Genomic DNA, 22980 nt, shown 5'->3' with positions numbered 1-22980 from the left:
CCGGGCACGATCATTTCAGGTATGGGCCACACGGTCCTTATCGGCTGGCTTTTGCTGGGCTGGGGGTTGGATTCTGACCCGTTGGAGTTCGACACGATGGTGGTGACGACTGTCAGTGGTGAGGAATTCGCAGCGCTCAATGCAGCCAGTACGCCTGATCCGGGAACGGCGGAGCCGGATGCGCCGGTGCAGCCGGTTTTGGATGAAGCGCCTGAGCCGCCAGCGGAAAGCACGCCTACTGAGGTGGCCCCGCCCCCTGATCCGGTCGAGCCGCCTGTGGACGAAACGCCGCCGCCCGATCCACCGCAGGCGCCGCCGGTCGCTGATGTGACGGATACGCCGCCATCCGTGCCGAGTGCACCCGCGCCGACCCCGCCCGCGCCGGATCTGGATGTTAGTGAAGACCCAACGCCACGGCAGGCGGATGTGGTGGCCTCTACACCCACCCCGCCGCCGCCCCCGGATGCTGCTGTGGATGATGCCGCGCGCGATGAGGCTGTGCAGGAACCAGATGCGGAGCCGGAGGTTGTGCAGGAAGAGCAAGAGCAAACGGCGCCTGAAGAGACGACGACGGAGATTGTGAACCAGGATGATACCCCTTCGGCCCCGGAAGAGCCCGTGACGGTTGCGCCCGCCACATCGGTGCGTCCGGTGGTGCGGCCAAATCGGCCTGCGCCGGTGGAGGAGCCGCAGGTTGCGGATGTGCAAGAGCCAGCGGAGCCGACCGAACCCGCCGAGCCTGATACGTCGATTGAAGATGTGTTGGCAGGTGTTGTGGAGGATACCAGCACCACATCCGCCACGGATGCCCCCAATGTTCCTGCAGGTCCACCGATGACCGGTTCTGAGATTGAAGGTTTCAGAGTGGCTGTGAACAGGTGCTGGGTTCTTGACCCCGGCTCTGAGGCTGCGCGTGCCAAAATCACTGTCTTTTTTGAGTTGGGCCGCGACGGGAAAGTAGTCGGTTCACCGACCCTGGTCTCTGGATCGGGCGCTTCTGACACCGCGATCAACACCGCCTTCGAGGCGGCCCGCCGTGCCATTTTGCGCTGTCAGGGCAGTGATGGATATCAATTGCCGCCCGATAAATACGAAGAGTGGCGCGAAATCACGGGCAATTTTGATGCATCCGGAGTGAAGTACTGACATGCGGGCACAGAAACGCCGAACAGACACCGCGCATCTGCAAGTATTTGCCAGCTGGCAAATCCAGGATGTAGAAGATGCGCGCAAAGCATATGAGGTTTGAGATGTTCAAGAGACTAATCATTGCCACCTTGGCACTTCTTTGGGCTTTGCAGGCACAGGCGCTGGAACTGGATTTCAATCAGCCACGGATTGAGCCCTTGCCCTTGGCGATCCCGACGTTTCAGGCGGAAAATGCTGCTGCGACGCAGGTGGCCAACGATATATCGCGTCTTGTTGTACAAGACTTAGTTAATACGGGGCTTTTCCGTGAGGTCCCAGCGACAGCGTTCATTTCTCAGGTCTCGTCATTCACCCAGCCCATCGCATATGCCGATTGGCGTGCCGTGAATGCACAGGGTTTGATCACCGGTGCGGTTGCAGTCAACGGCAACCAGCTTGTTGTCAAATTCCGCCTTTATGACGTTTTTGCTGGCACCGAACTAGGCGAAGGTCAGCAGCTTGTGGGCACTGTCGATGGATGGCGACGGATGGCGCATAAGGTGGCGGATGCGACTTATTCCCGGATTACCGGGGAGGGTGGCTACTTTGACAGCCGCGTTGTGTTTGTCTCGGAAAGTGGGCCGAAGGATAACCGGCAGAAGCGCCTTGCTGTCATGGATTATGACGGCGCGAATGTGCAGTTCTTGACCGATAGCAGCGCGATTGTGCTGGCGCCGCGGTTTTCGCCGAATGGGGATCGGGTGCTGTATACGAGCTTTGAGAGTGGGTTTCCCCGCATCAATGTTTTGAACGTCGCCAATGTGGGGCGTCAGCAGCTTGCCACCGCGCAGGGGGAAATGGCGTTTTCGCCGCGGTTTTCGCGGGATGGTCGATCGGTAATTTACAGCCTCGCGAATGGGGGCAATACCGATATCTATCGCACTGATCTTGGGTCTGGGCAGCATGTTCGCCTGACCTCGGCCCCGTCGATTGAGACCGCGCCGAGCCTATCGCCGGATGGCAGCCAGATCGTGTTCGAGAGTGACCGGTCGGGGACCCAGCAGCTGTATATCATGTCCGCCAATGGCGGCGAGGCGCGGCGGATTTCGTTTGGTGAGGGTCGTTATGGCACGCCGGTTTGGTCGCCGCGCGGTGATCTGGTGGCGTTTACCAAGCAGAATGCAGGGCGGTTCCATATTGGTGTGATGCGCACAGATGGGTCGGAAGAGCGGCTCTTGACCTCGTCCTTCCTTGATGAGGGGCCGACTTGGGCGCCGAATGGCCGTGTGATCATGTTCAGCCGCGAGACGCAGGGTGCGGGCGGGACTTCGTCGATGTACTCGGTGGACATTTCGGGCCGTAACCTGCGCCCCGTGCAAATCCAAGGCGGCGCATCTGACCCGTCATGGGGGCCGCTTCAGCCGTAACGAAGTGTGATTCCCTTGGCCTGAAACCCGTGCTATGCTGTGCCAAAATGAGCAGAAAACAACAGGGATAATTCCGATGAAAATGATGACACGCGCGACCGTGCTGTTGCTGGCGCTGGCCACGGCGGCCTGTACGAACCCGGACCGGTTTGGCGGCGGCGCTGGTGGTGCCGGTGCCGATGGTGCAAACGGCGGTATTGGCGCTGACGGTCTGGCCGGATCGGCCAGCGATCCGACGAGCCCGCAATTCTTTAACCAGACGATTGGGGACCGCGTCCTGTTCACGGTGGATTCGTCGACCATCACGCCCGCCGGTCAGGCGACATTGGACGGTCAGGCGCAATGGCTGATGACCAACGCGGATTATCGTGCCGTTGTCGAAGGACACGCGGATGAGCAGGGCACGCGCGAATACAACATCGCGCTGGGCTTTCGCCGGGCGAATGCGGTGCGCGAATATCTGGTGTCCCGCGGTGTCCCCGCCAGCCGTTTGGAAGTGACCAGTTACGGGAAGGAACGCCCGATCGAGGTGTGTTCGCAAGAAAGTTGCTATGCGAAGAACCGTCGGGCCGTTACAGTTCTGGCAACCTCAGCGTTGACCAGCTGATCCAGACCGAAGGACCGAACATGTTGTATCGTGTTGCCGCCATTTGTGCCGTTTTACTGGCCCCGTTACCCGGGGCCGCGCAACAAGAGGAAACGCTGGCGGATATCAGGCAACAACTGACTGTGCTGTATGTGGATGTGCAGCGTCTGCGGCGCGAGCTGTCAACGACGGGCGGTGTGAATACCGGTGTGGCCGGGAACACGCCGCTTGACCGTCTGAACGCGATCGAGGCGGAGTTGCAGCGGCTGACGTCCAAGACGGAACAGCTGGAGTTCCGCGTCAACAGCATCACCGTCGATGGTACGAACCGCATCGGCGATCTGGAGTTTCGTCTGTGCGAATTGGAAGATAGTTGTGATATCGCCGATCTGGGCGATACGCCGTCCTTGGGCGGTGAGGTTCCGGGTGGAACCGGCGTGGTCGCGCCGACGCCCGCACCGCAGACAGACGGCCCCGCCCTGGCCGTTGGCGAACAGGGCGATATCGAGCGGGCGCAGGAGGCGCTCGCCGCCGGTGACTTTCGCAGCGCCGCTGACCAGCTTGCGTCCTTTGGCACGACCTACCCCGGTAGTCCGCTGACGGCGGATGCAGAGTATCTGCGCGGTGAAGCGCTGGAAGGTCTGGGCGATATGACCGAGGCAGCGCGTGCTTACCTCGCCGCATTTTCAGGTGATCCGACGGGGGCGAAGGCGCCGGATGCGTTGTTCAAGTTGGGGGCGTCGCTGGGCGCGATCGGACAGACGCAGGATGCGTGTTTGACGCTGGCCGAGGTGGATGTGCGTTTTCCGGGTAACCCGGCAGTGGCGGATGCGCAGGCTGAGATGCAAAAGCTGGGATGTCAGTAGACGATCCAGAGATTGCTTTCCGGCAGGCTATCGACAGCGTTGATTTAGAAGAGCGCGACCAACCGGTTATTCTGGGTGTATCGGGCGGCGGCGACTCCATCGCCATGATGCATTTGGCGGCCAAGAGTATGCCGCGTGACCGCATACTGGTTTTGACCATCAATCACGGCCTGCGCGCGGAAGCTGCAGAAGAATGCGAATTCGTTGGGCTGCAGGCCAAGCGGTTGGGTATCCGACACAACACCGTTTACTGGCAGTGGGATGGGAAGGGCAATCTGCAGGCTGCTGCCCGGGATGCGAGATTCGAGGAGATGGCCAAATGGGCGCGCCGCTGGGGTAATCCTGCAATCCTTTTGGGGCATACACAGGATGATCAAGTCGAAACGTTTCTGATGAGACTTGGCAGAGGATCCGGTGTTGATGGTCTTGCTTCCATGTCACCTGTTTCGGAACGTCAAGGTGTCAGGATCGTGCGGCCGCTTCTGAATGTGCCGCGTGCCGCGTTGCGCAACTGGCTGCGTACACATCGTATTGAGTGGCGCGATGACCCCAGCAACGACGACCAGACCTTTGACCGTGCGCGCGCAAGACAGATGCTAGCCGATCTTTCGAATCTAGGCCTGACCCGTGAGCGCGTGTTGCAAAGCGTGGACCACATGCAGGCAGCCAGAACGTCATTGCAGATCGCCGCGAAGGATTTTGCGCAGAAGTATGTTCATCAAGACAAGAGCGATCTGGTTTTTTTCGGTGAAGCGGTTGACCTGACGTCCATGGATCTGCCGCGCAGGGTGATGGCCGCTGGTCTGGGGTGGATCGCCGGGCAAGTGCACCGTCCAAGATTCGCACGCTTGATCGAGATTGTGGCGCAGGTCAATTCCGGACAGACCGCAACGCTTTCCGGGTGTCTTCTAACGCCGGAAGGTGGGGGTAAAATCCGGATTGCACGTGAGGCAGCCGCTGCGGGAGGTTTTATTGGCCCTTCTGAGAATCCACACGATGATCGGGATGCGGTTTGGGATGGGCGCTGGGCGTTGAAGGGCCCCGTTGAATTTGGATTGCGGGTAAAGGCCTTGGGTGAAGGCATCGTGAAATGCCCGGACTGGCGTGAGGCTGGTCTGCCACGAACCTCGCTCATGGCGTCACCCGCCATTTGGCGCGGTGATGAGTTGATCGCCGCCCCCATTGCGGGCCTCACCAACGGATGGACAGCGCGTATTGTCGCGGATTTTCATGACGTGGCGTTTGCGCATTGAAGATTAAGGTTTTGCGACTATTTTAGATGAAACGCTTATGCGGCGACTCTGTCGTCTCATTTCCCCATTTCAGAGGAGTCTCCCTTGGGCAACGCGCGTAACATGGTCTTTTGGGTCGTCCTGTTCCTTATGGTGCTGGCGCTGTTCAACTTGTTCAGCGGACCTCCGGGATCGGCCGGCAGCGACAGCCGCAACTATTCCGAGTTCGTGGCTGCCGTCGAAGACGGGCAGGTGACGCGCGTGGTGATCGATGGTGAGAACGTGCGTTATTCTGAAGGTGGGCGCGAGTTCACGACGATCATGCCGCAGGACGCCGAGGTGACGGACCTGCTGATCGAAGCTGGCGTTCCTGTTGAGGCGCGCAGCCAGGAAACGTCATTCTTTCAGTCGTTTATGATCAGCTTATTGCCTTTCTTGCTGCTGATCGGTGTCTGGATCTACTTCATGAACCGCATGCAGGGTGGTGGCAAAGGTGGTGCGATGGGCTTTGGCAAGTCGCGCGCGAAGCTGCTGACCGAAAAGCATGGGCGCGTGACGTTTGATGACGTGGCGGGCATCGATGAAGCCAAGGAAGAGCTGGAAGAGATCGTGGAGTTCTTGCGGAATCCGCAAAAATTCTCGCGCCTTGGCGGTAAAATTCCGAAGGGTGCGCTGCTGGTCGGCCCTCCGGGTACCGGTAAAACGCTGCTGGCCCGCGCGATTGCGGGTGAGGCGGGTGTGCCGTTTTTCACCATCTCCGGCTCTGACTTTGTCGAAATGTTCGTGGGTGTGGGGGCGTCACGTGTGCGTGACATGTTCGAGCAGGCGAAGAAAAATGCGCCTTGTATTGTGTTTATCGACGAGATTGATGCTGTGGGTCGTTCGCGTGGTGCTGGTTATGGCGGCGGGAATGACGAGCGGGAGCAGACGCTGAACCAGTTGCTGGTCGAGATGGACGGGTTCGAGGCGAATGAAGGGGTCATCATTGTCGCCGCGACGAACCGTCGTGATGTGCTTGACCCGGCCCTACTGCGTCCGGGCCGTTTTGACCGCCAGGTCACGGTGCCGAACCCGGATATCAAAGGGCGCGAGAAGATTTTGGGCGTGCATGCGCGCAAAATCCCCTTGGGGCCTGATGTTGATCTGCGGATCATTGCCCGTGGTTCACCGGGGTTCTCGGGTGCCGATCTGGCGAACCTCGTGAACGAGGCTGCGCTGATGGCTGCCCGTGTCGGACGCCGGTTCGTGACGATGATCGACTTCGAACAGGCCAAGGACAAGGTGATGATGGGCGCCGAGCGCAGGTCCATGGTCATGACCGCCGAACAGAAAGAGATGACGGCCTATCACGAAGCAGGCCATGCGATCGTCGGGATCAGTTTACCGAAATGTGATCCGGTGTATAAGGCGACGATCATTCCGCGCGGCGGTGCCTTGGGTATGGTGATGAGCCTGCCCGAGATGGACCGTCTGAACATGTTCAAGGATGAATGCCATCAGCGGCTTGCCATGACGATGGCGGGTAAAGCGGCTGAGATCATCAAATATGGCGATGATCAGGTGTCGAACGGTCCCGCCGGTGATATCCAGCAGGCCAGCCAGTTGGCCCGTGCGATGGTGCTGCGTTGGGGGATGTCTGAGAAGGTTGGCAATATCGACTATGCCGAGGCGCATGAGGGTTATCAGGGGAACACGGCAGGTCTGTCCGTCTCTGCCAGCACCAAAGAGATGATCGAGGAAGAAGTGCGCAGCTTTATCCAGCAAGGCTATGAGCGGGCGCGCGATATCATTCTGGAAAAGAACGAAGAGTTCGAGCGTTTGGCGCAGGGCCTGCTGGAATACGAAACCCTGACAGGCGATGAGATCAAGCGCGTGATCGCCGGTGAGCCACCGCACGTAAACGACGATGACGCTGACGACAGCTCGGGCGGGACACCTTCGGTGACGTCGATCCCGAAGACGAAGCTGAAGAAGCCGCCGCGCGAAAGCGATGGCGGGATGGAGCCGGAACCGTCTACCTGATTTGATAAAACGCCGTCCCTCGGGGCGGCGTTTTTCGTTGGCGGCCTTTTTGCACATTTGCCTATGATGATCTGCACCTGCCGGCTTCACGATTTGAGGCGGTTGTTTCGCCGACGGGAAACGTGATGCGGTTTGTATATTGGTTGACCTTTGGTGTTCTGGCGCTTTGGTTCATCAGCCCGCTTCGTCGCCCGACATTGTTGTTGGTGACTGGCGCTGCTTATCCAACAAGCTGGCGTGTTTTGCAGGCAACTGCTGTTCTGGGCGGTTTTGTAACTGCATTGGTTGCTGAACGCCGACTCGGTCATGCAGCGTTTATGTGCGCGGCACCGGTCATCGCGGTCGGTTTGATCTGCCTGACCGCGGACTCGCAGCGAAGGTCCGCGATTGCAGCATTTCAGCCGGACCGCGTGTCTCAGAATTCCATACTCTGGTCACTTCGCAACACACCGCGCGATGATCAGTTCCATCTTCATGCGGTTCTGATGAAGGGCTGCCGGTTTTACCGGTGGAGCTATCGCGACATGGCACCATACCTGTTGCAGGAAAACGCGGTGCGCAATGTCGTACCATCGGAGTGGATCACCACGTGTCAGGTGGACTGATCAGATTGCACTTGGATTGCCGGTCGATTAGCCATTGCTGTATTGCAACGGAGATATCACGATGCCTGCCCTGAAACCTACGGATATTGTCGGCGAAGTTGTTTGGATCGGCGCTGTGAAAGATCGCGCGGCGGCTTTGAGTTCGGTCCCGATGACGCAGGCTGACTTGACCTATGCGGGGATACCGGAGGAGGCGCATGGGGGTGTGACCCGGGGGGCCTGCGTCCGGGTGCGCAGCCAGTATCCCGAAGGCACTGAAATTCGCAATGTGCGTCAGCTGACGGTTCTGTCAGCCGAGGAGCTGGATGCAATCGCGGCGGAATGCGGTCTGGACCATCTGAACCCCGCATATGCAGGTGCTTCGCTGGTCGTGAAGGGGATCCCGGATTTCACGCATGTTCCACCGTCGTCGCGGCTGCAGTTTCAGGATGGGTCGGCGATCGTCGTGGATATGGAGAATCGGCCCTGTCATCTGCCCGCGAAAGGCATCAATGCGGATCATCCGGGGAAGGGCGATCGTTTCAAAGCCGCGGCCAAGGATCGCCGGGGTGTCACGGCATGGGTCGAGCGGGAAGGCCGTGTCAGGGTCGGTGACGCGGTGCGTTTGCATATTCCCGACCAGCGCCCGTGGCGCCCGTAGGTTTCTGATCCGAAACGACGGTGTCGCATGTCGCCGATTCCGTGGGCGAAAATGTCGCAATCACGGCAAGCCGTGGCTTGCCCCGGCGTTAGAAGCGGTGTGAACAGGAATGGCATCGGCCTGCAACAGGGAAATTTTCATGGAATACAAGTCGGATATCGAGATCGCGCGTGCCGCTTCAAAGCGGCCTATTCAAGAGATTGGTGCGAAGCTGGGAATCGAAAGCGATGATCTGCTGCCTTACGGCCATGACAAGGCGAAGGTGAGCCAGCGTTTGATCGATAGCGTGCAGGATCGTAAAGATGGCAAGCTGATCCTTGTGACGGCAATCAACCCGACGCCTGCGGGCGAGGGGAAGACCACCACGACTGTTGGTCTGGGTGATGGGCTGAACGCGATCGGCAAGAACGCTGCGATTTGTATCCGTGAGGCATCGCTTGGCCCATGCTTTGGGATGAAAGGTGGCGCGGCCGGTGGCGGCTATGCCCAGGTTGTCCCGATGGAGGACATGAACCTGCATTTCACAGGCGATTTCCACGCGATCACCTCGGCCCATAATCTGCTTTCGGCGATGATCGACAACCATATCTATTGGGGCAACGCGCTCGAGATCGATATCCGTCGCGTAGTCTGGCGCCGCGTGCTGGATATGAATGACCGGGCCTTGCGGCAGATCACGACGTCTTTGGGGGGTGTCGCGAATGGTTTCCCGCGTGAGGCTGGGTTTGACATCACTGTGGCCTCCGAGGTCATGGCGATCCTGTGTCTGGCGCGTAATCTGGACGATCTGCAAAAGCGGCTGGGTGATATCATCGTCGCGTACCGCCGGGATCGGTCGCCCGTGTATTGTCGTGATATCAAGGCGGATGGTGCGATGACCGTGCTGTTGAAGGACGCGATGCAGCCGAACCTTGTCCAGACACTGGAGAACAACCCCGCCTTTGTGCATGGTGGTCCGTTCGCGAATATCGCGCATGGGTGCAATTCGGTCACGGCGACGACGACGGCATTGAAGCTGGCGGATTACGTGGTGACAGAGGCCGGGTTCGGGGCCGATCTGGGTGCCGAGAAATTCATGAACATCAAGTGCCGGAAGGCGGGCCTCGCGCCGTCTTGTGTGGTTGTCGTGGCGACCGTGCGCGCGATGAAGATGAATGGTGGCGTGGCGAAGGCCGATCTGGGTGCCGAGAATGTCGATGCGGTGAATGCAGGCTGTGCCAATCTGGGGCGGCATATCGAGAACGTGAGAGGCTTTGGCGTGCCGGTCGTCGTGGCGATCAACCACTTCGTCACCGATACCGACGCCGAGGTTGAGGCTGTAAAAGCCTATGTGGCGACCCAAGGGTCCGAGGCGATATTGTGCAAGCATTGGGCGCACGGGTCCGAAGGGACCAGGGACCTTGCGACCCGTGTTGCCGAGATCGCGGAGGCGGGTGAGGCGAATTTCGCGCCGATCTATCCCGACGAGATGGGCCTGTTCGACAAGATCGATACGATCGCCAAACGTATTTATCGTGCGGATGAGGTGATCGCGGATACGAAAATTCGTGATCAGCTGCGTCAGTGGGAAGAGCAGGGTTATGGCAATCTGCCCGTCTGCATGGCGAAGACCCAGTACAGCTTTACCACCGATCCGAACCTGCGCGGTGCGCCGACCGGCCATGCCGTGCCGGTTCGCGAAGTCCGGTTGAGTGCCGGTGCTGGTTTCATCGTGGCGATTTGTGGGGAGATCATGACGATGCCCGGGCTGCCAAGGATCCCGTCCGCCGAAGCGATTATGCTGAATGAAGCGGGTGAGATCGAAGGCCTGTTTTGATTGTTCGGGTGGGGCGACGCTCGGCTACGCCGTCGCCCCACCCACCCTCCCATTTGCCTCCGGCGGAGGTATTTTTGAACAAAAGAAGAATGTGATGACGGCGATAGTGATTGACGGAAAAGCCTTCGCAGCGAAGGTGCGCGGGCAGGTGGCGGAACATGTGAGCCGGCTCAAGGATGAACATGGGTTGGTTCCTGGGCTGGCGGTGGTGCTGGTGGGGGAGGATCCGGCGAGCCAGGTTTATGTGCGCAACAAGGGCAAGCAGACCGTTGAAGTTGGTATGGCTTCGTTCGAACATAAGCTGGACGTTACGACGTCGGAGGCGGATTTGCTGGCGCTGATCGATCGGTTGAACGCTGACCCGAACGTGCATGGGATATTGGTGCAGTTGCCATTGCCGGATCATCTGGACAGTGATCTGGTGATCAACAGCATCGATCCGGCCAAGGATGTGGATGGCTTTCATATCTCGAATGTGGGCTTGCTGGGGACCGGGCAGAGAAGCATGGTGCCGTGCACGCCGCTGGGCTGTCTGATGATGCTGCGCGATCACCACGGGTCTTTGTCAGGCATGAATGCCGTTGTGATCGGTCGGTCCAATATCGTGGGCAAGCCGATGGCGCAGCTTTTGTTGGGCGATAGCTGTACGGTGACGATCGCGCATAGTCGGACCGCGGATTTACCCGGTGTTGTGCGGCAGGCAGATATCGTTGTGGCGGCCGTTGGTCGCCCGCAAATGGTGCCCGGTGATTGGATCAAGCCTGGTGCGACGGTGATCGATGTCGGGATCAACCGTATCGAGAAGCCGGAGGGCGGGACCCGTCTGGTCGGCGACGTGGATTATGCCGGTTGCGCCGCTGTTGCGGGTGCGATCACGCCTGTGCCCGGTGGTGTCGGCCCGATGACCATTGCCTGCCTTCTGGCAAATACAGTGACCGCATGTTGCCGTGCCAACGGCTTAGCCGAACCGCAGGGGTTGACGGCCTGATCCTGAACGAGAGTTGATCCGCACCGTATGACCAAGGGTTGTTTCGTGTGCGCCCGTCGGCTAAGCGCATGTTATGCGGCGGTTTTTCAGCAAGGCGATTGTGTATCTCGGGCCCGAGCCAGTCTGGACTTTGTTGCTGGGTCTGGGCGCGATCATGGCCTTCATCGGGCCGTTCGGCAGCTTTGACGCGCTAAGTCTGCCGGTGCGTATTCTTTATTGGGTTCCGGTCATTCTGGGTGCGAACATTTTCGTGCGGCTATCAAGCTGGATCATTGCGGTTTTTGCGGTCAGAACCGGGTCAGCCCGTTGGTATGTGCTGAATACATTGACGTTCGCCGGCCTTTTTGCCCCGGTCGTTTGGGCCTACAGCGCCCTTTTCTCACCGGATTTGCGCAATGCCGCCGGCTTTCTGTTTTTTGCCGGGAATGTGTTTGGCCTATCCGTGATCCTGTCTGCGTTGGTTTATGCCATGACCCGCGATGTCGAAGAGCATGTGCCGCGTCCCCGTCTTTACGATCGTTTGCCGGATGATGTGACCGGCTCTGTCATGCGCCTGACGGTCGATGATCATTATGTCGAGGTTTTTCTGGATGATGGAACGCGGCATAGGCTGTTGATGCGGCTGTCGGACGCGATCGCCGAAATGGATGGCCTGCCCGGGTTTTGCACCCATCGGTCCCATTGGGTCGCTACTGCCCATGTCAGCCGCGCGGCCCGCGAGAAAAACAAAGATTATTTGATGCTCGCGGATGGAGCCAAGGTGCCGGTCAGCCGAACCTACCGGGACGACGTGGTGGCGGCCGGGTTTTTGTGACCGGGACGGGGATGGCTTTGGTGCCGGTCAGGATGGCCATCGGATGGGCGTCGAAGAGTTTCCGCAGATCGGGCGCGTGGGCGGACAGACCGCCGGTATAGGCGCCGTAGGCGGGCAGGATCAGGTGGCATTTGTCGTAGAGGAAAGCCGGACGGGACCGCCCTGCAACCATGTATTTGGGATGGTAGTGGCCCGAGACTTCGCCTTTTTGACCTGTCGCGATGTGTCGGAAGGTGAGCGTGCCAAGCGTGATATCATGTCGGTGCGTTCCACCGAGGTCGACCGGGCCGGGATCATGGTTGCCTTCAATCCAGATCCACTTGCGCCCGGCCTGCATGGTACGTAGCCAGTTTTGCATGTCGTCAGTGATGCTTTGCGCGGCGTCCAGATCGTCGAAGCTGTCGCCGAGGCAGATGACCGTTTTGGGTTTGGTTGCGGTGATGTCGGTTTCGAGTTTTTGCAGCGTTTCCTGCACCTCGTAGGGGGGCAGCATGACCCCGCTGCGCCGGGCGATGCGGTCGGATTTGCCAAGATGCAGGTCGGAGACGCAGAGGGTATCGTGATCAGGCAACCAGAGCGCGCCGGTGGGGAGCGCGGTGCAGGTCGTGCCGCAAAGATCGAAAGTATGGCTGTTCATGGTCTGTTCTTTGGGTGATCGCGCTGGCGATGTCAAATGGTGCTGAGTCCTGCGTTTTCCATCATGCGATTGGCGGCTTCTTCCATCAACCGCTCTTGCCCGGCGCCTTTGACGGGGACGCGTCCGACTTCAAGGAAGAGGGGGGCAGCGAGGGGTGTGATCCGGTTGGTTGTGACGTGATCGACGCGGCCGGCGGTACGGGCGAGCATTTCCTCGATTCGCCCGAAATCGACCAGGCCGCGCATGGCCTCTTCCCGGGTGATCTGCAGCATCAGGTGGTCGGGGTCGTATTTTGCGAGCGTATCGTAAAGGATATCGGACGAAAACGTCGCCTGCCGCCCGGATTTGCGCGCTTGCGGCAGGTTGCGTTCGATGAGGCCTGCGATGGTTGCGCAGCCGCGGAAGGTTTTCTTCATCACCGCATTGCCGCCGAGCCAGTTTTCAAACCCGTCCCGCAGGTCGGGGGCGCGGAAAAGGGGAGCGGGTTCTTCGACGCGATCTAGCCCCCAGATCAGGGTGGCGTAGTCGGTGGCGACGAAACCCATGGGGTGCAGGTTCAGTTCCTCCATCCGCTGGGTCAGGAGCATGCCGAGCGTTTGCATCGCGTTCCGCCCGGCAAAGCCGTAAGCGCAGGTATATTCCCATTGCTCGAAACTGAAACTTTCGACCAGGATGCGGTCGGCCTCGGGGAGTTTGGACACCTCGCGCTGCAGGGTGAGCCATTCGGCGGTGTGGTCGGGGAGGTCTGGCCATGAATCCTGCTGGAAGTTGCGCAGGATGCGGTGGGACAGTTGCGTGGAATTGGCGAATTTGGTGCCCATAAAGGTCGCTACCTTCGGGGTTTTGTCGCCCCGGCGTGTGACCTCGACCGTCATTTCCTTGAGGCCTTCGTAGCGGACGACTTCGCCGCCGATCAGGAATGTATCGCCGGGGGTGAGGGTGGCGGCGAAGCCTTCTTCGACCTCGCCGAGCGGTTTGAAGCCGCGTTTGAGCCGCACCTTCAGCGTGTCGGTGTCCTGGATCGTGCCAATATTCATGCGGATGCGCTGGGCCGCGCGAGGGTCGCGGAGTTGCCAGAGGCCGTCCTTTTGCAGGAGCCGTTTCCATTTGTCATAGGCGCGCAGGGCGTAGCCGCCGGTGGCGCAGAATTCGAGGCAATCGTCGAATTCGGGACGGCTGAGGGTTCTGAAGGCGCCGACGCTGCGGACTTCTTCGAATAGCAGGTCGGCGTCGAAACGTCCGGCGCAGGCACGGATCAGGATGTGCTGGCACAGCACGTCGCGGGGGCCGGGGCCTTTGGGGTCGCCGTCGAGGTCGTGTTCCTTGACCGCCTCTAACGCGGCGACACATTCGACGATTTCAAACCGGTTGGCGGGGACGAGAATGGCTTTGGAGGGCGCATTGTAGCGGTGGTTGGCGCGTCCGATTCGCTGGACGAGCCGTTTGACGTTTTTAGGCGCGCCGATTTGGATGACAAGGTCCACGTCGCCCCAATCGATCCCCAGATCGAGGCTGCCGGTGCAGACGATGGCGCGCAGGTCGCCGTTGACCATGGCGCTTTCGACCCGCTCACGCTGTTCACGGGCGAGGCTGCCGTGGTGGATGCCGATGGGCAGGTCGTCGGTGTTGGCGAGCCAGAGATTGTGGAAAAATATCTCGGCCTGGGCGCGGGTGTTATGGAAGATGAGTGTGGTCTTGTGCTGTTTGACCTGTTCGAGGACCTGCGGGATCGCGTATTTGGCGCCGCCGCCGGACCAGGGTGGTTTTTCCTCGGTCACCAGCATGCTGATGTCCGGATCAGGCCCCGGATCGGCCATGAGGATTGGGCACGGGTCGGGATTGCGGGCGAGTTCGCGGGCGATGGCGGCGGGGTCTTCCACCGTCGCTGACAGACCGACCCGGCGCAGGTTGGGCGCGAGCGATTGCAGGCGGCTGATGGCGAGCATCAGTTGATCGCCGCGTTTGCTTTCCGACAGGGCATGGATTTCATCGATTATGACCCGTTCCAGCCCGGCGAAGATGTGTGGCGCGTCTTCGTAGCTGGTGAGTAGGGCGAGGGATTCAGGCGTTGTGAGCAGGATATGCGGCGGGTCGGCGCGCTGGCGGCGTTTCTGGGTGTAAGAGGTGTCGCCCGTGCGGTCCTCGATCCGGATGGGCAGGTTCATTTCGTCGACGGGCGTGCTCAGGTTGCGTTTGATGTCAGCGGCGAGGGCCTTGAGCGGTGAGACGTAGAGCGTGTGCAGGCCTTGATGCTTACCTTCGCTGAGTTCGACGAGGCTGGGCAGGAACCCGGCGAGTGTTTTGCCGCCGCCGGTGGGTGCGATCAGCAGAAGCGCAGGAGCATCGGCGCGGTCGAGCATTTGCTGTTGATGAGGGTGGATGTCCCAGCCACGGCGGTCGAACCATTGCTGGAAGGTGGGGGGGAGGGCGGTCATGCGCGTAAGGTGACCTTTGTGGGGGGCGGGTCAAGACCCACCTTACGGATCGCGCCATGGTGAGAAAAACGGGAACTTTTCAATCACCGATTTGTTTTGGTTACGACATACACAAACGGGAGATCGTAAGATGGAATATGCAGGTTTTGGCGGATTGATCGTTTTGGCGCTGAATATTTGGGCAATCGTGTCGATCATCGGCTCTGGCGCGTCGACAGGTTCAAAAGTGCTTTGGATACTGCTTGTTCTGGTATTGCCTATCATCGGTTTCATCATATGGCTCATCACCGGACCACGCGGTCAGAAAGGCTTTGCCTGATCGACGCCATGGATGGATTCTGACGAACGTGCCGCGATTGGGGTGCTTCGTCGATCAAACCATTTCTTTCGGGACGCCCGGCAGGATGCGGGCGTCCTGTGCTGCGGTTTCAAGGGCGTATGGCAGGATGCTGTTAGGTCGCTGCTCGGGCATAAGCTGCGCATTTCGTGTAGCGATGCGTGACCACGCATCACAAGCTGTCGTCAGCCCGTAAGGTGCCTGATCTACATCGTTTCCAAGCCAATTTCTAAAACAGCGATTGCGCAGAGTTTCCACCTGCCAGTTATCGTCCAACGCGAGCCCGGCTTCCGTATCCCATGACATACTGCGCCCGTTAAGATTGCCCGATGACACGATGGCGCTATGATCGTCGAAAATGGAGACTTTGGCGTGTAGATAGATCAGCGGTGCGCGATAATGCGAAGCGCGGCTATCGTCGGTCGCCGAACGCATTTGCGCAGGTGCACAGAACAAGGCACGCGGCCCGAAAGCATCACGCAGCGTCTTAAGACATGCCACCTGAAGATGTTCACCATAAGCGGCATCGCTGCCCGGTTCATTTTCGAAAGCGATATCTTCTGGTGCGGCGGGCAAGACAACGATGAGTGTCAGCTTTGGATGATCCCGCCCGCGCTTAGCCAATGCCTTGGCCAAATCGGTATCACGCAAGAATTGCGTTTCGAGATATATCAGCTTTTCCGCTTTTTCGATCCTGTCATAGTGCGCATCGGCCAGTTCAGTAAGGCACGGTTTTGGCGACAAAAACGGCATTGCGAAACGGCGCCTTTGGGAAATCGTCCGCAACAGGTGTCGTGTTTTGGATGGAGTGCCGCCCGCCGTGATCGCCTGAAATTCGCGTAGATGGGTTGCCGCTTCCGTCACGATAGGGCCATCCATGATAAGTTGCGTATCATGCCAGGTTTGTTCCGCAGGCCGGTCATGATCCAGTGTATCGTAGCGGCGTTCGTTTACATCCAACCCGCCGATATAGAGCAGCCGATCGTCGAAAACGGCCAACTTTTGGTGATGGCTGACCGGCGCAAGCGGTGGTGGGGGAAACTTTCGGGCCACCCAACGGTCATCATGCTTGCGGATCAATCTGCGAAAACCCGGCGCATGATCAAGAAAGGCGTCACGTTGCGCAGAGGACATTTGTTGCAATCGTCCCAGTTGATCGTTGATTTCACCAATCAGGCGCGGCCAAAGAAAAAGCCGGGGCAGCATGCCGACGCGGGCCGGATGCCAGAGCCGGAATACCTTCAGATTTTCCGCAGCGGACGAACCCGCGGCTGCCTTATGCCAGTCCTGGACACATTGGCCGGTATAGGCATGCAAAGATGGTCGAACAGTCGGGTCGAAATCGCTGAGGTTGATATGGATTTTCACGCCGCGATCCAGCGTGTGCGTGATCAAATCCGACCAAGTGTGACCGATCCTGCGCGCCTTGTCAGACCGTAGCTTGGTCGCGGGATCGAAGATTCGGAAACCGGCCAGGATGCTTTCGCGCGCATCGAGAAAGAGTTTTTCCAAGGCTGGGTAAGCCTCTTCCGCGGTCAGAAGAACCTCGAAATGCTTTTCATCGTCACGTTGATGATCAGTAGTCCCGGCGTTCATCTTCGAATTCCTTCGCCTTGAAATCGACCGTCATGGTGTAGCTGCCGGGCTGTTGGTCGATATCGACGGTACTGCCCAACTGGATGGAGAAGGCATTGATCAACTGTGCGCCAAGGCCGGTGCTTTCCGCATTGCCATGTGCACCGACGGAATTCGCCACGACCAGTTTGCAGGCATTACCGTCCCTGGTCAGATCGACCTTGATCCATGGTGTTTCACCTTCACCAAGGTACTTCAAGACATTGGTCATCGCTTCCGAGACCATCAGCGACAGCGGGACCGCCTGATCGGGATACAGCATGACCTTTTCGATCCGAGTATCCACGCGCACGTCGTTGGCGTCTTGGATCACGAGCTCGACCGATTTTTCGACAATCTCTGACACCAAAGCACCGACATCCACCAGCCCACCATGCTGGGATTGGTAAAGGTCGCGGTGGATGGTGGCGAGGCTGAGGACCCGATCCTGCACCCGCGACAGAACAAATTTCGTCTCGTCATGTTCCGCGTTGCGGATCTGCATATTCATGATCGATGAAATCAGCTGCAGGTTGTTTTTGACCCGATGGTGAACCTCTTTCAGCAGGACGCTTTTGTCTTGCAGGGCGTCTTCCAGACGTGCTTCGTCCTGCAGCAATTCGCCCGTCATCCGGGTGAAATTCTCGTGCAGTGCGCGCAATTCGTTGGGCATCGGGCCGTCATGCAGGGCCAGCACGTTCTTTCGGTCATCGGAAAAGGCATCCATGGCGCGGCGCAGGCGCAAGACGTGCCGCGTGACGAGCGTATAGATGGCAAGCATGGCGACGGTGATACTGGCGAGCCACATCAGCACCGGAAAAAGTCCGGGGATGATCAGGTTGCTCAAAATGGTGTCCAACGGGTCATTGGAGCGCCAGACGCCGATCACGCCGGCTGGGCTGCCCTCGATCTGCACCACGGTGTAGGTGAACAGGTCGCCCCCGTTCGATCGGTCCTGAAACGCCCGACCGGTTTCCGCGGCAAGGGCCTGCAGCGGTTCGGTCGCGGGCAATAACTGCTGGACAACCCCCTGATCCGTTCGTGATGTCAGCACCAACCCTTCGTCGTTGAAGGTCAACAGATCCTCGAGACCCATAGCGAGCAGTTCGCTGCGATCCCGATTCAGCAAATCGTGCGGGATGGACACAGAGACGAAGCCGCCAAAACGGCCGTCGATTTCGTAGGGATACGAAATGATAAAAACCGATTTACCGCTCATCGGGGCATCTGCATTGACGGTGATACTGGGCTGCTGCGCCGCTATGTTTTCGTCAAAATCCGGAAACTCCGAGAAATCAAAAGTTTGCCCGTTCGAGGCGCAGGTCATCAGACCCGACACAGGCAGAAGCCCGGCAAAACTGTAGGATGGGTTGCTGGCCACAAAACGCTGCATTTCGGACGTGCATTCCCGCGGGTTTGCGATGAAATCCTGTGCATTTTCGGCCAGAAAGCGCGCCGCGACAAAGGCGCCTTCGATCAGCAGCCGTTCGGTCCGCGCCGCCCGTTCAGTCAGCGCGAGAAGGGCCAGTTCTGCGTTCCGCTCTGCCTCGTCCGCGACCCGGTTCGTCTGAAAGATGGCGACCGATCCAATCGGGAGCAGCGCCAACGTCATCAGCACAAAAACCTGAACACGAAGGTTGTTATACCACTTCGCCTGATTCAAGAGGGGATGTTCGGGCTGCCGACGACCGCCATGGTCGCCCGATCGGTCAGTTCAAGCGCGTCGTCGTCATCAAGCGCCAACATCTCTGTCAGGCGGTTCCGCGCCCGGTTCACACGGCTTTTCATCGTTCCTGTCGCCACCCCGCACATTTTCCCGGCATCTTCGTATGAAAATCCGGATGCACCAACGAGAATGAGCGCTTCACGGTGTTCATCGGCCAGCTGGTCGAATGCTGCGCGGAAATCCCGCATCTGCAACTTACCGTCATGTTCCGGCTTTACCGACATCTTGTCGGAAAAGACGTTGTCAATGTCCGCTACTTCGCGGTTCAGCTTGCGGCGGGTCGTGTAAAAATTGTTGCGCAGAATGGTGAACAGCCAGGCCCGCATGTTCGTGCCGGGGGTAAAGCTGTCGATATTGGTCCACGCCTTGAGGACGGTATCCTGAATCATATCATCCGCCGTTGCCCGATTGCGCGTCAGGCTGAGCGCAAAGGCACGTAAGGCCGGTAAATGCGTCACCAGCTCTTCTTTGGGTTCCGGATGGTTCATTTTTTGCCTTTGAGTTCTTCGTCCTGCGCGCGCAGCACGGTCAGCAGATCGGTGATCTGTGTGGGCATTTCATCTTGTTCAAGATCGGCAAAAACCTGCTTAAGATTTTTGTCTATGTATTTGGCGATCTTGGCTTTTTTTGCATTGTCTGCCGGTGCCATCACGTTACCTTGCCTCGGGATTGGAAGTGTTTTTCTAATCAAGTTCGGAACCAAACCCATTGTATCGCGTTTGGTTCCGAAAATATGCAAAAAGGATGCAAAATGACCGACACAGGGGCAGATATCACGTTTTCGGACTTGATCGCGGCAGAATTGCCATATCTGCGACGCTACACACGGGCGTTGACCGGATCACAGGCGCGCGGCGACAAATATACCGTCGCCACGCTCGAAGCGATATTGAAAGATCGTTCAACGTTCGACAACGACGACAGTACGCGCGTGAACCTGTTCAGATGCTTTCATGCGATCTGGGTGAGTTCTGGCCAAACCTTCGCCGAGGAAGAGGATGGCATCCGTGCGCGGGCGCAAGGTTTGTTAGCACAGCTTACCACCAACTCGCGCGAGGCGTTGCTGTTGCGCACGATCGAGGAATTCAGCCTGGCCGATATCGCGGCGATCATGCAGGTCGATATCGAAGAAGTACGGCGGCTTATTTCGACCGCGAATGAAGAACTGGCCAACAACATCAGAGGCCGTGTGATGATCATCGAAGATGAACCGATCATCGCCGCCGATATCACCGCGATTGTCGAACAGCTTGGTCATGACGTAATCGGTGTCGCCCGGACCCATACCGAGGCGGTCGAGCTGGGACAGGCGGAAAGATTCGATTTGATCCTGGCGGATATTCAGCTGGCAGATAACTCTTCGGGGATCGATGCGGTGAACGATCTGCTAAAAGACACCGATGTGCCAGTGATCTTTATCACCGCCTTCCCGGAACGTTTGTTGACAGGCGACAGGCCAGAGCCTGCATTCCTGATCTCAAAGCCGTTTCAAGAGGCACAGGTGCAATCGGCGGTCAGTCAGGCAATGTTTTTTGCTTCGACCGCGACCTTGAAGGTGTGAGAATAGCCGCGCACGACGTGTCGTGCGCGGCTATCTTTATTATTGCGTGACCAAGGCCTTCAACATCCATGCCGCCTGCTCGTGAAAGGCGGAACGCGCGGTGGCGAGATCTTCGGTCACCGGATCATTCTGTTTGCCGGACACCTCGATCAGGGCATGTAGACGGTGCGCCAGACGCTCGTGATCGTCGGCGAGGATTTGGCACATCTGGCCTGCGGTCAGTTTATCGGTATCATCTTCGATAACTGACTTTTCCATGATTTCCGCCATCGTCATCGGTGCCATCTGTCCAATGGCCCGAATGCGTTCGGCCAGTTCATCGGCTGCAGCGAACATATTTTCATATTGCCCATCCGTCAGGTTATGAATCGAATAGAACAACGGACCTTCCACATTCCAATGATATGCGTGGGTCTTGAATGTAAGCCGGTATGTGTCGGCCAGAACGTTGGTCAGACCCTCTGCAATGGTTTCGGGCGCGCGAACACCTGTCGCGATCTCTTTCGGTGCGGGAACGACATTCAATGGTTGTGTCATGATATCTTTTTCCTCTCATCTATAACGTTCGCGAAATAAACGTCGCAGGCTGTCCAAAGTTCCTTGAAGAATTCGGCTTGCCGGATGGAACGGAATGTCTTTGCCCGTGTTTGTCCATCAGCAACTAAAAGGAGTTTTCTCATGGCGACGAAAGCAACAAACGGTAAGGTAAGTAATCCATCACCGGGCGATCTGACCGATCAGATCGCGGTCATCCGCGATGATATAACTGCCTTGACACAAATGATGGCCGATATGGGTAAAGACAAAGCTGGCGAGGCTGCAGATGCGGTCAGATCGCAGGCGGCAGATGCGCAACAGCGTTTGTCCGAACATGCCGACACCGCCCGTCAACATGCCGCTGATATGCAAGGCCACGCAAACGATTTTGTTCGCAATCAGCCAGCCACGGCGCTGGGCATCGCGGCCGGTCTGGGCTTTCTTTTCGGTTATTTGGGTAGTCGGCGATAAGATGTTTGGTTTGCGCAATAAGGTCGCGAACACAGCGCGCCGCGCGGGCTTTTTGTCCGCGGGCGTGTTGTGCTGCCTTGTGGGAATGGCTTTCCTGACCGTCGCCGCCTGGTTTGCATTGTCGGCATTGTTGGGCGCTGAAATGACAGCCCTATGCATCGGGGCCGCGTATCTGGGCGCGGGCTTGATCCTGATCGGCACGACAGGTCGCGGTGATGGAGTCGACGCAAGCTATTCCGAACAGCGGACGGCGCCGCGGCAGGATCCTGACCAGCCGCCTGTCATGCAGGCCTTCATGTATGGTCTTCATGCGGGAACGCAGGCTAATCAGCGACGCCATTCCTGAGTGCGGTGAGAATCATCTCGGTCGTGAACGGAACTTCGACAACTGCTTTCGGAAAGTCGGTCAAAATGTCTTTCCCGACAATTACGATGTACGCGCCCCGACTGACGACATTCCGCAAAGTGTCGAGTCGGCGATCATTGAGCAAGGCGCCGTTGATCAATATCGTCGTGTGACTGTGGATCGCCGAGATCAGTGATGCTGCATCCGCCCAGGATTGGACAGCGCTGACCTGCCCGTCGTCGAACGTGCCCCGGATCATCGTCACCAAATCCAGGTTGATGATCGGATCAGGCTCAACCACGACGAATGCGCGCGGCGTCTGCGGCTTGTTCCGGCGATTCATTCGGGCACAATATACAGCCCGCCCGGAACCGCATTAATCTATGACATAGGGAGAGAGTGAATTGGCTACACGTTGCGAAAATTGTCCGCTACGTCGCCGAGATTTGTTCATTCCGCTGACCAATGACGATGTGCAGGTCATGCAGCGGTTCAAAGTCGGGGAACTGGTCGTTGATGCTGGCACACCGCTGCTGATGGAAGGGTCAAACAGTGCCCAGCTATTCACGGCCCTTCATGGCATGGGATTGCGGTACAAGCTGTTGCCAAACGGCAAGCGACAAGTCGTCAATCTGATCTTTCCCGGAGACTTCATTGGGCTGCAAGCCGGCATCATGGGCAAGATGGGCCATTCGGTCGAAGCCACCACAAACATGACACTATGTGTTTTTGATCGGTCTGCGGTATGGTCGTTTTTCAAAGAACAGCCCGAGCGTGCCTATGCCGTGACATGGCTTGCCGCAGTAGAAGAGCATTTTATGGGTGAGGCATTGTCGACCCTGGGGCAACGGGACGCCAGGCAATCGGTATCGTGGGCACTGACCCGCATTTTTTTGCGTGGCCAGGCATTAGGTTTGGTTGAAAACAACACAATGGCATTGCCCTACAAGCAACAGGACCTCGCTGACGCTTTGGGTCTGTCATTGGTACATACCAACAAAACGCTGGCCTATCTGCGCGAACGGCAATTAGTGCAATGGTCAGACAATACGCTGCGCATCTTCGATCTTGATGATCTCGCCGACGCGGCACTGATTGAGAACACGGAGATAGTGCAGCGCCCGATCATGTAGTTTTGCACGCCTTCACCGGAAGTTAATCGGTAAATGTTCGAATAAGTGCGTATGTCGAT

General features: G+C 58.3%; 24 protein-coding genes. 16 read left to right on the top strand and 8 right to left on the bottom strand.

The features are described from left to right. Positions 1–21 precede the first annotated feature (21 nt). The 11 genes from V8J85_RS12560 to V8J85_RS12510 all read left to right on the top strand — a co-directional run bounded on the left by V8J85_RS12560 (position 22) and on the right by V8J85_RS12510 (position 12124). Positions 22–1146: an energy transducer TonB gene (locus V8J85_RS12560; RefSeq protein ID WP_339954092.1), complete on the top strand. Its 1125-nt coding sequence runs from the start codon at positions 22–24 to the stop codon at positions 1144–1146. 104 nt (positions 1147–1250) lie between these two features. Then, positions 1251–2555, top strand: a complete 1305-nt coding sequence (gene tolB / locus V8J85_RS12555; RefSeq protein ID WP_339954091.1) for a Tol-Pal system beta propeller repeat protein TolB — start codon at positions 1251–1253, stop codon at positions 2553–2555. A gap of 76 nt (positions 2556–2631) precedes the next feature. Further along, positions 2632–3162: a peptidoglycan-associated lipoprotein Pal gene (pal, locus tag V8J85_RS12550; RefSeq protein WP_339954090.1), complete on the top strand. Its 531-nt coding sequence runs from the start codon at positions 2632–2634 to the stop codon at positions 3160–3162. A 20-nt stretch (positions 3163–3182) separates the two neighbouring features. Further along, positions 3183–4007 (top strand): tol-pal system protein YbgF, encoded by an 825-nt coding sequence (ybgF, locus tag V8J85_RS12545; RefSeq protein ID WP_339954089.1) that lies wholly within the window; start codon positions 3183–3185, stop codon positions 4005–4007. After that, a complete protein-coding gene (tilS, locus tag V8J85_RS12540) occupies positions 3998–5260 on the top strand; it encodes a tRNA lysidine(34) synthetase TilS (protein ID WP_339954088.1) in 1263 nt (420 codons plus the stop codon). Before ybgF ends, tilS begins: the two co-directional genes overlap by 10 nt. Before the next feature lie 84 nt (positions 5261–5344). Beyond that, positions 5345–7261: an ATP-dependent zinc metalloprotease FtsH gene (gene ftsH, locus V8J85_RS12535; protein ID WP_445285901.1), complete on the top strand. Its 1917-nt coding sequence runs from the start codon at positions 5345–5347 to the stop codon at positions 7259–7261. A 125-nt stretch (positions 7262–7386) separates the two neighbouring features. Further along, positions 7387–7866 carry a hypothetical protein gene (locus V8J85_RS12530; RefSeq protein WP_339954087.1) on the top strand — a complete coding sequence of 160 codons (480 nt, stop codon included), beginning with the start codon at positions 7387–7389 and terminating at the stop codon, positions 7864–7866. 61 nt (positions 7867–7927) lie between these two features. Further along, positions 7928–8506: an MOSC domain-containing protein gene (locus tag V8J85_RS12525; RefSeq protein WP_339954086.1), complete on the top strand. Its 579-nt coding sequence runs from the start codon at positions 7928–7930 to the stop codon at positions 8504–8506. Positions 8507–8645: 139 nt separating this feature from the next. Further along, positions 8646–10322, top strand: coding sequence for a formate--tetrahydrofolate ligase (locus tag V8J85_RS12520; RefSeq protein WP_339954085.1), 1677 nt, complete (start codon positions 8646–8648; stop codon positions 10320–10322). 94 nt (positions 10323–10416) lie between these two features. Next, complete coding sequence (folD, locus tag V8J85_RS12515) at positions 10417–11310, top strand: bifunctional methylenetetrahydrofolate dehydrogenase/methenyltetrahydrofolate cyclohydrolase FolD (protein ID WP_339954191.1); 894 nt, start codon at positions 10417–10419, stop codon at positions 11308–11310. 73 nt (positions 11311–11383) lie between these two features. Continuing rightward, positions 11384–12124, top strand: a complete 741-nt coding sequence (locus tag V8J85_RS12510) for a LytTR family DNA-binding domain-containing protein (protein WP_339954084.1) — start codon at positions 11384–11386, stop codon at positions 12122–12124. Here the strand turns inward: V8J85_RS12510 and pdeM are convergent. Beyond that, the gene (pdeM, locus tag V8J85_RS12505; RefSeq protein WP_339954083.1) at positions 12078–12761 is read right to left on the bottom strand and encodes a ligase-associated DNA damage response endonuclease PdeM; all 684 of its coding nucleotides are present in this window, start codon (positions 12759–12761) and stop codon (positions 12078–12080) included. The genes V8J85_RS12510 and pdeM overlap by 47 nt on opposite strands. Positions 12762–12793: 32 nt before the next feature. After that, a complete protein-coding gene (locus V8J85_RS12500; protein ID WP_339954082.1) occupies positions 12794–15196 on the bottom strand; it encodes a ligase-associated DNA damage response DEXH box helicase in 2403 nt (800 codons plus the stop codon). A 130-nt stretch (positions 15197–15326) separates the two neighbouring features. Here V8J85_RS12500 and V8J85_RS12495 point away from each other — a divergent pair, with 130 nt between their 5' ends. Further along, the gene (locus tag V8J85_RS12495) at positions 15327–15515 is read left to right on the top strand and encodes a PLDc N-terminal domain-containing protein (protein WP_339954081.1); all 189 of its coding nucleotides are present in this window, start codon (positions 15327–15329) and stop codon (positions 15513–15515) included. Positions 15516–15569: 54 nt separating this feature from the next. Here the strand turns inward: V8J85_RS12495 and V8J85_RS12490 are convergent, their stop codons facing one another. From V8J85_RS12490 to V8J85_RS12475, 4 genes are read right to left on the bottom strand one after another with little or no spacing between them, the layout of a single operon-like run. Then, positions 15570–17129 carry a phospholipase D family protein gene (locus tag V8J85_RS12490; protein WP_339954080.1) on the bottom strand — a complete coding sequence of 520 codons (1560 nt, stop codon included), beginning with the start codon at positions 17127–17129 and terminating at the stop codon, positions 15570–15572. Continuing rightward, positions 17110–18759, bottom strand: a complete 1650-nt coding sequence (locus V8J85_RS12485; protein WP_339954079.1) for a sensor histidine kinase — start codon at positions 18757–18759, stop codon at positions 17110–17112. Before V8J85_RS12485 ends, V8J85_RS12490 begins: the two co-directional genes overlap by 20 nt. Positions 18760–18806: 47 nt before the next feature. Further along, a complete protein-coding gene (locus tag V8J85_RS12480; RefSeq protein WP_339954078.1) occupies positions 18807–19361 on the bottom strand; it encodes an RNA polymerase sigma factor in 555 nt (184 codons plus the stop codon). Further along, the gene (locus V8J85_RS12475; protein ID WP_339954077.1) at positions 19358–19522 is read right to left on the bottom strand and encodes a hypothetical protein; all 165 of its coding nucleotides are present in this window, start codon (positions 19520–19522) and stop codon (positions 19358–19360) included. Before V8J85_RS12475 ends, V8J85_RS12480 begins: the two co-directional genes overlap by 4 nt. A gap of 102 nt (positions 19523–19624) precedes the next feature. Between V8J85_RS12475 and V8J85_RS12470 the strand changes: the two genes are divergently transcribed. Beyond that, positions 19625–20434, top strand: a complete 810-nt coding sequence (locus V8J85_RS12470; RefSeq protein WP_339954076.1) for a response regulator — start codon at positions 19625–19627, stop codon at positions 20432–20434. A gap of 39 nt (positions 20435–20473) precedes the next feature. Here the strand turns inward: V8J85_RS12470 and V8J85_RS12465 are convergent, their stop codons facing one another. Beyond that, a complete protein-coding gene (locus V8J85_RS12465) occupies positions 20474–20971 on the bottom strand; it encodes a Dps family protein (RefSeq protein WP_339954075.1) in 498 nt (165 codons plus the stop codon). A gap of 84 nt (positions 20972–21055) precedes the next feature. Between V8J85_RS12465 and V8J85_RS12460 the strand changes: the two genes are divergently transcribed. Beyond that, positions 21056–21442: a DUF883 family protein gene (locus V8J85_RS12460; protein ID WP_339954074.1), complete on the top strand. Its 387-nt coding sequence runs from the start codon at positions 21056–21058 to the stop codon at positions 21440–21442. Positions 21443–21527: 85 nt separating this feature from the next. Next, entirely contained in the window at positions 21528–21788 is a 261-nt protein-coding gene (locus V8J85_RS12455) for a hypothetical protein (protein WP_339954073.1), read from the top strand. Here V8J85_RS12455 and V8J85_RS12450 read toward each other — a convergent pair. Continuing rightward, the gene (locus tag V8J85_RS12450; RefSeq protein WP_339954072.1) at positions 21766–22131 is read right to left on the bottom strand and encodes a hypothetical protein; all 366 of its coding nucleotides are present in this window, start codon (positions 22129–22131) and stop codon (positions 21766–21768) included. The two genes, V8J85_RS12455 and V8J85_RS12450, sit on opposite strands and share 23 nt — an antisense overlap. A 61-nt stretch (positions 22132–22192) precedes the next feature. Here V8J85_RS12450 and V8J85_RS12445 point away from each other — a divergent pair, with 61 nt between their 5' ends. Continuing rightward, positions 22193–22921, top strand: coding sequence for a Crp/Fnr family transcriptional regulator (locus V8J85_RS12445; RefSeq protein ID WP_339954071.1), 729 nt, complete (start codon positions 22193–22195; stop codon positions 22919–22921). Positions 22922–22980 lie beyond the last annotated feature (59 nt).

Origin of the sequence: Yoonia sp. 2307UL14-13, assembly GCF_037572755.1 — a bacterium.
Taxonomy (GTDB): Bacteria; Pseudomonadota; Alphaproteobacteria; order Rhodobacterales; family Rhodobacteraceae; genus Yoonia.
Note: the sequence above shows the minus strand (reverse complement) of the source record. Positions and strands in the feature narration are given on the sequence as shown.